Annotated in this window: 8 protein-coding genes; 4 read left to right on the top strand and 4 right to left on the bottom strand. The window is 66.1% G+C overall.

Translation table 11 applies throughout. The features are described 5' to 3' along the window. Positions 1-14: 14 nt before the first annotated feature. Together AAF481_00950 and AAF481_00945 are read right to left on the bottom strand one after the other, a co-directional pair. A complete protein-coding gene (locus AAF481_00950; GenBank protein MEM7479713.1) occupies positions 15-2,063 on the bottom strand; it encodes a tetratricopeptide repeat protein in 2,049 nt (682 codons plus the stop codon). Then, positions 2,060-3,811, bottom strand: coding sequence for a CRTAC1 family protein (locus AAF481_00945; protein MEM7479712.1), 1,752 nt, complete (start codon positions 3,809-3,811; stop codon positions 2,060-2,062). The genes AAF481_00950 and AAF481_00945 overlap by 4 nt, the downstream gene beginning before the upstream one ends. An 84-nt stretch (positions 3,812-3,895) precedes the next feature. Here AAF481_00945 and AAF481_00940 point away from each other — a divergent pair, with 84 nt between their 5' ends. Beyond that, positions 3,896-4,489 (top strand): HD domain-containing protein, encoded by a 594-nt coding sequence (locus tag AAF481_00940; GenBank protein ID MEM7479711.1) that lies wholly within the window; start codon positions 3,896-3,898, stop codon positions 4,487-4,489. Positions 4,490-5,206: 717 nt separating this feature from the next. Here the strand turns inward: AAF481_00940 and AAF481_00935 are convergent. After that, on the bottom strand, positions 5,207-6,724 hold the full coding sequence (locus AAF481_00935) for a mercuric reductase (GenBank protein MEM7479710.1): 1,518 nt from the start codon (positions 6,722-6,724) through the stop codon (positions 5,207-5,209). Between the two features lie 3 nt (positions 6,725-6,727). After that, a complete protein-coding gene (locus AAF481_00930) occupies positions 6,728-7,468 on the bottom strand; it encodes a TVP38/TMEM64 family protein (GenBank protein MEM7479709.1) in 741 nt (246 codons plus the stop codon). A 299-nt stretch (positions 7,469-7,767) separates the two neighbouring features. Between AAF481_00930 and glnA (AAF481_00925) the strand changes: the two genes are divergently transcribed. From glnA (AAF481_00925) to AAF481_00915, 3 genes are all read left to right on the top strand, one after another. Continuing rightward, on the top strand, positions 7,768-9,096 hold the full coding sequence (gene glnA / locus AAF481_00925) for a type I glutamate--ammonia ligase (protein ID MEM7479708.1): 1,329 nt from the start codon (positions 7,768-7,770) through the stop codon (positions 9,094-9,096). Between the two features lie 92 nt (positions 9,097-9,188). Next, positions 9,189-10,601, top strand: a complete 1,413-nt coding sequence (glnA, locus tag AAF481_00920; protein MEM7479707.1) for a type I glutamate--ammonia ligase — start codon at positions 9,189-9,191, stop codon at positions 10,599-10,601. Between the two features lie 387 nt (positions 10,602-10,988). Then, positions 10,989-11,711: a hypothetical protein gene (locus tag AAF481_00915; protein MEM7479706.1), complete on the top strand. Its 723-nt coding sequence runs from the start codon at positions 10,989-10,991 to the stop codon at positions 11,709-11,711. Positions 11,712-11,916 lie beyond the last annotated feature (205 nt).

Raw genomic sequence — 11,916 nt, 5'->3', positions numbered from 1 at the left:
GTGCTTAGAAAAAGTCAGGGGCGGGTGCCGGGCAACGGCAGCCAGGGGGGAGGCACCAGCGATCGGTCTTCGCGCCAAGGGTCCGTTACCGGTTCGCCGCTCTCGAAGGCGGCGAGGCGTTTCCGGGCGGAGGCTAAAGCCTGGGGCGGGGCCTGCCCTGCGAGGCCGGCGATCAGGCGTCGCTGGGCGCGCACCGCCTCCTCGAACCGTCCGGCGGCGGCCAGGGCGATGGCGAGGCCCTGGCCGAAGAGCGGCGAAGGCGTTTCGCCGAAGGCGCGGCGGGCCAGCTCCAGGCCGCGCGCCGGATCGCGGACGGTGGCGTTTCCGCTGGCGCTCAGCAGCAGGCCGAGGAGGTAGGTCTGGCCGATGTCCTCGGGCGTTTGCTCCAGGCCCGCTTCCAGCGCGCGCCGGGCGTCCGCCGGCCGGCCGGTCGCCAGGTAGGCGGAGGCGAGAGGCAGGCGAGGGGCGGCCAGGCCTGGGGCGGCCTTCAAGGCGTCTTCGTAGGCCGTCACGGCACCCTCCGGGTCGCCGGCCAGCGCTCGGGTGCTGCCCAGCCGCAGGTAGGCCGGAACCGCCGCGGCGTCCTCGCCGAGGGCGGAAGCGTAGTGTTCGGCGGCCTGCTCGAAATCACCGGCTCGCTCGGCGATGCGTCCGAGGGAGAGGTGAGAGCGGGCCGCGAGCTGGGGCCCCGGCGCCAGGCGCAGGGCCTGCTCGAGATGCCGGCGGGCAGTTTCCGGTTCCGAGGATTCGAGCAGCACGCCGAGGTTCGCCAGCGCCGCCGGATGTTCCGGGTCGAGGGCAAGGACCGAGCCGAGCGCCGCCACCGCCTGGCCGCCGCGCCGCAGGGCGAGCAGGCTCATCGCCCGCTCGAAGCGCGGTTCCGGCTCCAAGGGGTCGAGTTCCAGGGCGCGGGCAAAGGCCTCGAGGGCGTCCTCATGGCGCTGCTGGCGGGCGAGGGCGATGCCCAGCACCAAATGGCCCTCGGCCAGATCAGGCTCGATCTCGAGGGCTCGGCGGGCCTCCGCCTCGGCGTCCCGCGGCTGCTCCGCCAGCACCAGAATGCCGGCGAGATCGACGTGCGCGGTGGCCCGGCCGGGCTGGAGTTTCATCGCCCGCCGCAGGGTCTGGGCGGCGCCCGCTGCATCGCCCATCTGGCGCAGCATCGAGGCGAGGGCGTGCAGGCTCGGCGGGTGGTCCGGGTCGGCCTCCACCGCCTTCTGAAACTCGGCTAGGGCGGTCTCCGAATCACCGCGTGCGCGGGCCCGGCGACCCTGCATCAAATGAACCGCCGAGCCGGCGGCGAGAGCCCGGATCTCCTGGACCACCGGGTCCGGGATGATCAGCTCCTGCCGGTCGTAGAGGGCGAGCTGGGCCTTGGCCTCTTCCGCGCGGCCGAGCTGGCGATAGGCCTGGGCGAGAGGAAACCGCACCTCCGCCGCCGCCGGTTGGATCTCCAATGCGCGCTCGTAGTGCCTCGCGGCGCCCTCGAAATCGCCCTCGGCGGCCGCCGCGCGGCCCAGCCCGCGGTGGGCCGCGGCGAGATTGGGAGCGACCTCCAGCGCCCGCTCGAAGCGCCGCCGGGCCTCCACCGGTCGTCCGAGGTCGACGAGTGCTTCGCCGAGGCGCACGAGGGCCGCCGGGTAGTTCGGCTGGAGGGTGAGAGCGGCTCCGTAGGCTTCCTCCGCCTGCTCGAAACGGCCCGTGCTCTGCGCCGTGAGGCCGGCGAGATAGGCCCACCGGAAGCTCTCCGGATCGAGGGCGCGGGCGTTGCGCAGGGCAACGGCGCCGACCTCTCCCAGGCCGTAGACAAAACTCAAACCACCGAGTTCTCCGTAGGCCTGCGCCAGGGATTTGGGATCGCCGTGGAGCGGCGGCGGGTCGAGGGCAGCGAAGCGTTCCGTGAGCTGGTCGCGAACGGCCGGCTCCATGGTCCCCAGGGCGGGGGTGGCGAGTCCTTCGAGGGCGGGTAGGGTCCGGCTCTCCGGGACGCTGGCGGCGAGCGGTGCGGCGAGTGCCCAGGAGAGGGCCAGGAGGGCGACCGCGGCGCGGAATGGACCGTTCACGGCGAAACCGTCTCGCCGGTGCCTCGCACCAGGCGGGTGTAGGCGTTGGCGGCGACCTCCGGCCAGCGCTCCACGCCACCGGAGGGCCAATACACCCGCACTTCGTAGGGACCCTTGCGCGCCCCCAGGCCGAGCAGCACCCGGGGGTCCCCGGAGGAGGCATAGCTGCCGCCCGGCCGGCTGCGGCCCCACAGAGCGGCTCCGGTCTTCGGCCGCACCTCGACGCGGGCGTTGAGGGCTGTGCCCTGGCCCGCCCAGGGCTCCACTCCGAGCCAGGCGGCGCGCGCTCCGATCTGATTGATCAGCAGGCGCACCGGCCCTTCGCCGTTGGTCACCACCACGTCCGGGTCGCCGTCGTTGTCGAGGTCGCCGACCATCGCTCCGCGGCTCACCTCAGAAAGCTGGAAGGCTTTACCGGCGAGGTCCGTGACCTCCCGAAAGGTCCCCTTGCCGTCGTTGTGCAGCAGCTGATTGCGCTGCTCGAAGGGAAACGCCACCCCGGCATCCCGCTGGGCGGGAATCGTCTTGACGGCGCCGTTGACCGCCAGTAGGTCCCGGTGACCGTCGTTGTCGTAGTCCAACCAGGCGGTGCCGAAGCCGGTCATCGAAAAGCTCGGCGCGCCGACTCCGCGGGCCGTCGAGGCGTCGAGGAACTGTCCCGCACCATCGTTCAGGTACAGCGTGTTGGTCTCGCCGTCGAGATGGGTCATGAACAGGTCTTCGTCGCCGTCGCCGTCAAAGTCGGCGGCGTCGACCCCCATCGAGGCTTCGGCACGGCCGTCACCGTTGACGGCGGTGCCCCGAAACAGGCCCTCGTCGATGAATTTCCCGTCTCCCTGATTCATCCACAGGAAATTCGGCTCGCCGTCGTTGGCGACAAACAGGTCGATCCGGCCGTCGCCGTCGAAATCCGTGGCGGCCACGCCGAGGGCCGGACCCGGCGCCGCCAGGCCCGCCGCGGCGGTGATGTCCACGAAGGTGCCGTCGCCGCGATTGTGGAGCAGGCGGTCCGGCTCCGGCGGATAGCTCTTCGGGCCGCAGTAGTCGACCCGGCCGGTGGTGTCCAGACAGGGCACTTTCTTGGCCGGCTGGAAGTCGACGTAGTTGCCGACGTAGAGATCGAGGTGCCCGTCGCCGTCGGCATCGAAGAACACGGCGCTTACGCTCCACCGGGGATCGTCGGCACCGGCCTTTTGGGTGACGTCTTCGAAGGTGCCGTCGCCGCGGTTGCGCCACAGCACATTGGATCCGAAGTTGGTGACGTAGAGGTCGACGTGGCCGTCGCCGTCATAGTCGCCGGCGGCGGCACCCATGCCGTAGCCGGTGGAAGCGGCGAGGCCGGACTCCGCCGTGACCTCCGTGAAGGAGAGGCGCCGCTCGCCGTTCGGCAGCACCGAGAGGTCGTTGCGGTACAGGCGGTCGCTGGGAGGCAGCTTGCCCCGCGGCGGGATCTTGGCCTTCTTCGGATCCTGCTCGTCGCCGAGCATCGTCCCTTGGGCGAGAAACACGTCGAGGTCGCCGTCGCCGTCATAGTCCAGCAGCGCCCCGGCGGCGCCCGCGATCTCGGGAAAGAAGAGCTTACCGGTGGCGCCGGTGAAGTGGACAAAGTCCAGCCCGGCGGCGGCCGCCCGTTCGACGAAGATCTCTTCGCCGACGGCTCGCGGGGCGGCGAAAAAGGGGCCGGCGAAGAGTAATCCGGCGACGGTGAGGCCGGCGGCGGTGCGGAGTGAGTGGTCGGAAAAGGGCATCGGGAGGGCCACCTTCGTCGTCTCGGATGCTACCACCCGAAGGCTGGCCTGCCCGGCCGCGGATCAGCCGATAGGATGCGGTCCATGACCGCCTCTCGCCTCCAGCAGCAGCTCCGCTTCATTCTGGAAATCGATCGCCTGAAGGGGGTGCTGCGGCAGACCACCCTGGCGGACGGCTCGCGCCGCGAAAACTCCGCCGAGCACTCTTGGCACATCACCCTGATGGCTTTCCTGCTGACCGAGCACGCGGTGAGCGAAGAGCTGTCGGTGCAGCGGGTGATGGAGATGCTGCTGGTGCACGACCTGGTGGAGATCGACGCCGGCGACACCTTCTGCTACGACCGAGAGGCCCATCGCGACAAAGAAGAGCGCGAGCAGCGGGCGGCGGATCGCCTTTTCGGCCTGCTGCCGGCGGACCAGGGCGAGCGCTTCCGCGCCTTGTGGGATGAGTTCGAGGCCGGCGAAACCCTCGAAGCCCGCTACGCCGCCGCCCTCGACCGACTCCAGCCGGTGCTCCTGAACCTCCACTCCGAAGGTTCCTCCTGGCGCCGCCACGGCATCCGGCGCCACCAGGTGTGGGAGCGCAACCGCCCCATCGGCGACGGCGCTCCGGAGATCTGGTCCTACATCGAAGAACAGCTAGACCTGGCGGTGGAAGCGGGACGACTGAAGGCGTAGCGCGCGAAACTTCCCGGTAGCCCCCTTTCGCTGCGGATGCGATACGTTCCGGCGTATGGGAAGGCCGCGCCGGCCTGCTGCCGCCGCGTTTGCGCTTCCTTTATGAAGGAGGGTATTTTTATGCGACGCAATCTAGTCATCGCCCTGTTGGCGGTGCTCGCGCTGACGCTATCGGCCCCGGCCGCCTGGGCGCTGGACACGGCAGAGCCCCGAGCTGGCGAGCGGATCTCAACGAACGCGGTTTCCAACTGGTGGAACCTGCTCCGGGAATGGTGGGCGAACGGACTTCCGGAGACTCGGAACCAGCCTTCTGAGGCGGGCCCCGACGGCGCCTCCGTTGAACTTGGCCCCGGTGCCGACCCGGACGGTAGTCACAGAGAACTTGGCCCTGGCGCCGACCCGGACGGTCTTCAATGTGAATGTGGCCCCGGCGCCGACCCGAACGGTGGTCCCAGTGAACGTGGGCCTGGATTGGATCCCACGGGCTAGGCCTGAATAGGGCCACCGGCCACGGCGGTGGTGCGCGGCCTCCGCGCCCACTGCCTGGAGCGCGCCAGCCGACTGGAGGCCCTAGTGGGGCTGGCGCGCAAGGCCTTTCGTTCGAAGCCTCCCTCCGCCTGGATCAGCGGCGATTCGAAGACGCCGGGCCAGGTCCGGGAACCGGCATCTGCCCTGGTCAAAGCGATCGCTTTCGTCCCCCCGAAGGCCCAACTCCCCTCAGCGAAAGATCCGAAACCACCACCCGAAAAGTCTCTGCACCGTCGGCGTGAGCTTGCCGCGGTTCCAGGTGTCGGCGGCTTTCTTGACCACCTCGCCCTGGGTGGGGTAGGGGTGGATCACCGAGGCGATTTTTCCCAAACCAATCCCTTCGGTGGTCGCTAGGCAGAGTTCGCCGATCATGTCGCCGGCGTGCTCCGCCACCAGGGTGGCGCCGAGGAGGGTGTCGGATCCCTTCTTGAGGTGCACCCGCAGGAATCCCTCGTCCTCGCCGTCGAGGAGCGCCCGGTCGATGTCGTCGAGGGGCAGGGTGAGGGTGTCGACCTCGATGCCCTGCTCCTGGGCGTCCTGCTCGTACATGCCGACGTGGGCGATCTCCGGGCTGGTGTAGGTGCACCACGGGATCACCAGGTCGCTCACCTTCTTGCGGCCGAAGAACAGAGCGTTCTGGATCACGATGCGGGCCATGGCGTCGGCGGCGTGGGTGAACTGGTACTTGGAGGCGACGTCGCCGGCGGCGAAGATGTTGGAGTTGGAGGTCCGCAAGCGGTCGTCCACTTCGACGCCCCGTTTGTTGAACCGGACCCCCGCCGCTTCGAGACCCATGTCGTCGACGTTCGGCGCCCGGCCGGCGGCCACCAGGATGTCGTCGCCGTAGGCCCGGCCGGTCTCGCCGTCGCGCTCCCATTCGAGGGCCTTGGAGCCGCCGTCCGCCGAGGCGGCGGTGATCTTGACTCCCAGTTCGAGTTTCACACCGTCCGCCAGCATCGCTTCCTGCACGACCTCGGCGGCGTCGGCGTCTTCGCGGATGAGGGTGTGGGGTGCCATGTCGAGCAGGGTGACCTCGGTGCCGAAGCGGGCGAAGGATTGGGCCATTTCGCAGCCGATGGGACCGCCGCCGAGGACCACCAGGCGGCGGGGCAGTTCCGTCAGGCTGAAGATCGTTTCGTTGGTCAGGTAGCCGACCTCTGCGAGGCCTGGGATGGGCGGCGCCGAGGCGCGGGCGCCGGTGGCGATGACCGCCTTGCGGAACTTGAGCTTCGCTCCCGCGACCTCCACCGTGTCCGGCCCAGTGAACCGGCCGGAGCCGAGGAATACGTCGATGCCGGCATCGCGGAAGCGCGCCGCGCCGTCCACCTTGGAAATGTCGGCGCGGATTTTCCGCATGCGCTCCATCGCCTGGGCGAAGTCGCCGGAGCCGTTGACCGCCGGCGCGCCGAATCGTTCGGCGGCGGTCTTCACCTGGTGCCAGGCGCGAGCGGCGCGGATCACGCCTTTGGACGGCACGCAGCCGACATTCAAGCAGTCGCCGCCCATCAGCTCGCGCTCGATCAAGGCCACCTTGGCGCCCAGGCCGGCGGCGCCGATGGCCGATACCAGGCCGGCGGTGCCGGCGCCGATCACCACCAGGTGGTAGCGGTCGGCGGGCTCAGGGTTTTTCCAATCCGGCGGATGGACGTTGTCGATCAATCGCCGGTTGTGTTCGTCGGCGGGAAGCATCTCGATCTGTTCGGCCATGGTTTATGCGTCCTCTCCGTCGCCCTCTTCGAGATCCCCTTCGACCTCGCCTTCGAGGGCCTTCTTGGCTTTCTTGGTGATGATCACGGTGACGGCGAGGGTCGCCAGCAGGCCGACCCCGAGGAGCACCCACTCGAGCGCCCCTTTTTCCTCCGCCACGGCGCCAAAGACCTTGCCGTAGTACACGTAGAGCAGAGTGCCCGGCAGCATCGCGAAACAGGCGATCAAATAGTGGACGAACTTGACGTTGGTGAGCCCCAGGGCGTAGTTGCCGAGGCTGAACGGGAAGACCGGCGACAGCCGCAGCAGGGCGACGATCTTGGCGCCCTCCTTGCCGATCGCCTTGTCGATCGCCTTGAACCTGGGCCAACCGGCGACCTTCGACTCCACCCAGCCGCGGGCCAGATAGCGCGAGATGAGAAACGACAGGGAAGCCCCGAGGGTGGCGCCAAGGAAGGCCCACAGGGTGCCGAAGGCGAGGCCGAAGATGGCTCCGGCGGAGACCGTCAGCAGCCAACCCGGCAGAAAAGCGACGGTGGCTACGGCATAGCCGAAAACGAACACTGCCGGACCCCAAAAGCCGAGGGTCTCCACCCACTCGCGGAACTGCTGAACGTACTCTTTACCGTCCTTCGCCAGCCACACAATGGCGGCCACCAGGGCCAGGCCGGCGATCCCCTTCCCGATGGTCTGCCAGCGCGAACTTCCCGCGCTGGAGCCCGCAGAGCTCTCCCTTTGAGACATCACATTCTCCTCTTGTATGAGGGGGCCATTCTCGCAGCTTCGGCCGACCTTGGCCGCCGCCTGACGATACTACGGCCGATGGTCGGCTCCGGATTGGCGCATTTCTCGCCGCCGATGGACCGATTCGGGTGCCATCGCGGTCCGGCTCGAGAAGCGGCTTCGCTTGTCGTAAATGCACATTGATTAGAAAAATTTGGTCAAAATGCAGTTTTGGTCTTGTTTTTCTCGCAATTCGAACCTAGAATCCGCAGATTGATCGATAAATAGAGTGCATTCTGCGCATCGCCGATATCTTCATCATGACCGAAAAAGACCTTCTCAAATGTTGCGAGTCCGAGGCCGTGCGCTTTCTGCGGCTGCAGTTCACGGACCTGATGGGGACCCTGAAGAACGTCGAGGTGCCGCGCAGCCAGTTCGAGAAGGCGTTCGACGGTGAGATCACCTTCGACGGTTCGTCGATCCTCGGTTTCACCCGTCTGGAAGAGTCGGACATGCTGTTGGTGCCGGATCTCGCCACCTTCGAGATCAATCCCTGGGAGAGTGGCGACGGCTCGCGGGTGGCGCGGGTGCTGTGCGACGTCCACCAGCCGAACGGTAGGCCCTTCGAGGGATGCCCACGGCACACCCTCAAGCGGCAGCTGGCGCGCGCCGAGGAGATGGGATTTGCCACTGCCTTTGGGCCGGAGCTGGAGTTCTTCCTGTTCCGCAAGGATGCCGAGGGGCGCACTCTGGTCGAAACCCACGACGTCGGTGGCTACTTCGACCTGACGCCGGTGGACCGCGGCGAGCAGTGCCGCCGGGCGATCGTGGTGGAACTGGAGGCCATGGGCTTCGAGATCGAAGCGGCGCACCACGAGGTCGCGCCGGGGCAGCACGAGATTGCGCTACGCCAGGCCGACGCGGTGACCTGCGCCGACCGCATCGCCACCTTCCGCTTCGTGGTCAAGAAGGTGGCCCTCGATCACGATCTGCACGCCACCTTTATGGCGAAACCGATTTTCGGGGTCAACGGCTCCGGCATGCACACCCACCAGAGCCTGCTGGGTCCGAAGGGCGAGAACCTGTTCTTCGATGCCGAGGCCGAGGGACAGCTTTCGGCGTTGGCGCGCGGCTATATTGCTGGCATCCTGCGCCACGCGCCGGCGCTGGTGGCGATCACCAACCCGCTGGTCAACTCCTACAAACGGCTGGTCCCGGGCTTCGAGGCGCCGGTCAACATCGCCTGGTCGGAGCGCAACCGCAGTCCGCTGGTGCGAGTGCCGGCGCGGCGCGGGCCGTCGACCCGCTGCGAGGTTCGCTCGCCGGATCCGTCGGCGAATCCCTACCTGGCGTTGACGGTGATGCTGGCGGCGGGCCTCGACGGAATTGCCGAGGAGCTGGATCCGGGGCCGCCGGTGAACAAGAACATCTTCACCATGAGCCATCGGGAGAAGCGCCGGCTCAAGATCGATACGCTGCCGGTCAATCTCTCCGACGCCCTCGACGCCCTGGACAAGAACGCGGTGATCCGCGAGGCCCTAGGGGAGCACATTCACGGACAATTCATCGCCGCCAAGCGGCAGGAGTGGAGCGAGTACATCTCCCACGTCCACCCCTGGGAGATCGAGCGCTACCTGGCGACCACCTGAGGCACCGATTCGCGGAGCCATGTTTGCGAAGCAGATTCCATCGACTTTTCTAGTCACGATTTGAAAGACGACCGACAACACAGGAGAGGGGCATGAGCGCGAAAGCTTTTTTTGAACTGGCCAAGAAAAAGGGCGCCGAGATGGTGGATTTGAAGTTCACGGACTTCCTCGGCACCTGGCAGCACTGTTCGTTCCCGGTGGATGTCTGGGACGAGAAGACCTTCGTTGACGGGGTGGGCTTCGACGGCTCGTCGATCCGCGGTTGGCAGGCGATCGACGTGTCGGACATGCTGGCGGTGCCGATTGCCGAGAGCGCCAAGATCGATCCGTTCTTCGAGCGGCCGACGCTCTCGGTGCTCGCCAACATTGTCGATCCGATCACCGGCGAGGCCTATACCCGCGACCCCCGCTATGTCGCTCGCAAGGGCCTCGACTATTTGAAAAAGACGAAGATCGCCGACACCTGCTGGATCGGGCCGGAGCCGGAGTTCTTCATCTTCGACGAGGTTCGTTACCAGCAGTCGCAGCATCTCGGCATGTATCAGATCGACTCGGTCGAGGGCGCCTGGAACACCGCCCGCATCGAGGAGCCGAACCTGGGATACAAGCCCTCCTTCAAGGGCGGCTACTTTCCGGTAAGCCCGACGGATACGTACCACGATCTGCGCGGCGAAATGGTCTACGCGATGCGCGATCTCGGTATCCAGGTGGAGGCGCACCATCACGAGGTGGGCACCGCCGGTCAGAGTGAGATCGACATGAAGGCGCTGCCGCTCCTGGAGATGGCGGATCAGATGATGTGGTTCAAGTACGTCATCAAGAACGTCGCCAAGAACGCCGGCAAGACGGTGACCTTCATGCCCAAGCCGATCTTCGAGGACAACGGTAGCGGCATGCATACACACCTTTCGCTGTGGAAAAAGGGCAAGCCGCTGTTTGCCGGCAAGGAGTATGCCGGGTTGTCGCAGATGGCGCTCCACGGCATCGGCGGCGTGTTGAAGCACGCCGAAGCGATCCTCGCCTTCGCGGCGCCCACTTCGAATTCCTACCGCCGCTTGGTGCCGGGATTCGAGGCGCCGGTGAACTTGGTGATGTCTGCCCGCAACCGCTCGGCGGCGGTGCGCATCCCGATGTACAACAAGAGCGCCAAGGCGAAGCGCTTCGAGTTCCGCTGCCCGGATCCCACCGCCAATGGGTATCTGCTCTTCACGGCGTTGTTGATGGCGACCCTCGACGGTATCCAGAACGAGATCGATCCGGGCGATCCCCTCGACCGCGATATCTACGAGATGACGGCGGACGAGCTGTCGGCCTTCAACAAGACGCCGGAGAGCCTGGAGCAGTCTCTCAACGCGCTGGAGAAGGATCACGAATTCCTGCTCGCCGGAGATGTGTTCACGGAAGACGTGGTGGAAACCTGGATCCGCTACAAGCGCGAGCACGAGGTCGATCCCCTACGGCTCCGCCCCCACCCGTACGAGTTCGAGCTGTACTACGACAGCTAGTCGCTCAACCGTTCAGTCTTTCAACGCCGGCTCCGGGGTCTCGGGGCCGGCGTTTCTTTGTGTGCGGCCGGTGGCGGCTGGTGCGGGGTCGCTGGGGACCGGGCGAGCCTGCTCTAACTTTTCACTGAATGGGCTCGCCCTGCGCACCGCGAGCGCAAGCCGGCGATGGCCTCCAACGACTAGTGCGAGCGCTCGCGGTGAGCTCCCCCTCGACCCCGCACCAGCCGCCACCTCCGTGTACTCGGGCCTCAACCTACTCGCCTACAGTGCTCAAGCGAGGTACAGTCTCAGTTGGTTTGTTTGGGAAAAATTGCGGATGTTGTCGATTTGCAACCCCCTCGGTGACCAGGTTGTGCTGGTCAACAAAACTCGCGGGAGACTGACTAGATGCCGTCCATAGTTCTCAGAGTTTTCGAGTGGTTGTCAATTCTTGTGGCCGTGGTATTTGGGGTACTTTGGGTCCTTGATCCTGGTGGGCACTATGAGCCCATCGTTACTCTCTGCGGTGTGCTTGGGGCCGTAGTGGCGATGTTCCTTAGGAAGGACGGGGGAGGTGCCGGCGATCAAGGAGTAGGCCAAGATGGCGTCGTAGCAGTGGAGGGTGAGGGTCGCTTCCTTCTCAAGGGTGGCCCGGAGCAAGCCGACAAAGCCTGGACCATTTTGACGGCGCCGTTCCTGAAAAGGTACACCTCTTGGCACCCCTCTTACTCTGACTTTGAACCCGTCTCTTTAGATCCCGATGGAAAGGCGATTGAATTCGAGACGCGAGGGACTTCAGGCGGAAGATATCCTTGGAGGATCGAAGAATGGAGCGACTCAAGAAAGCTGCTTAGACTTTGGAGAGGCCCTTCCAAGAATCCTCCTAGGAATATTGATCTTCTCATTGGAGCAATATTCTTGGGGCTAAATCTAGAGTTCAGGGTCTTTCCTGGGGCCGGTTCTCCCTTTATAGAAATTACCTACAAAGAGCGATGGCGCGGGCAGCCGTGGCGTAGCCGGCGAACTTGGTTCAAGAACGGACCCATTAGAGAGATCAGGTGGATTTTCAACAAGTTTCCCATGGACGGCAGGGTTGACTATGTGCGGGAACTTGATCGTCACGTGAGGTAGCCGAGCTTGATGTTCAGGTCAGGGCTGATCCTAAGCTTGGGGCGGAAGGCAGTGGTAGCAATTCGGTGTGGTCGTCGGGACGGTGGAGTCGCTCATCCGGGGGCTCAGCACGAGCGCTTGGAGGGATAGGGGGAGGCCACCGGCGGTTTGCGCTCGTGCTGCGCAGGGCGAGCCCTACTCGTCAAAGTCCGTTCAGGCTCGCCCG

This window comes from Acidobacteriota bacterium (assembly GCA_039030395.1).
Taxonomy (GTDB): Bacteria; Acidobacteriota; Thermoanaerobaculia; order Multivoradales; family JBCCEF01; genus JBCCEF01.
This window is presented reverse-complemented; position numbering and strand designations above follow the sequence as displayed.

Bases quoted from the DNA above. Each gene is read 5' to 3' on its own strand.
- AAF481_00945 (MEM7479712.1), bottom strand. From the start codon at position 3,811: ATGCCCTTTTCCGACCACTCACTCCGCACCGCCGCCGGCCTCACCGTC.
- AAF481_00940 (MEM7479711.1), top strand. From the start codon at position 3,896: ATGACCGCCTCTCGCCTCCAGCAGCAGCTCCGCTTCATTCTGGAAATC.
- AAF481_00935 (MEM7479710.1), bottom strand. From the start codon at position 6,724: ATGGCCGAACAGATCGAGATGCTTCCCGCCGACGAACACAACCGGCGA.
- AAF481_00930 (MEM7479709.1), bottom strand. From the start codon at position 7,468: ATGTCTCAAAGGGAGAGCTCTGCGGGCTCCAGCGCGGGAAGTTCGCGC.
- glnA (MEM7479708.1), top strand. From the start codon at position 7,768: ATGACCGAAAAAGACCTTCTCAAATGTTGCGAGTCCGAGGCCGTGCGC.
- glnA (MEM7479707.1), top strand. From the start codon at position 9,189: ATGAGCGCGAAAGCTTTTTTTGAACTGGCCAAGAAAAAGGGCGCCGAG.
- AAF481_00915 (MEM7479706.1), top strand. From the start codon at position 10,989: ATGCCGTCCATAGTTCTCAGAGTTTTCGAGTGGTTGTCAATTCTTGTG.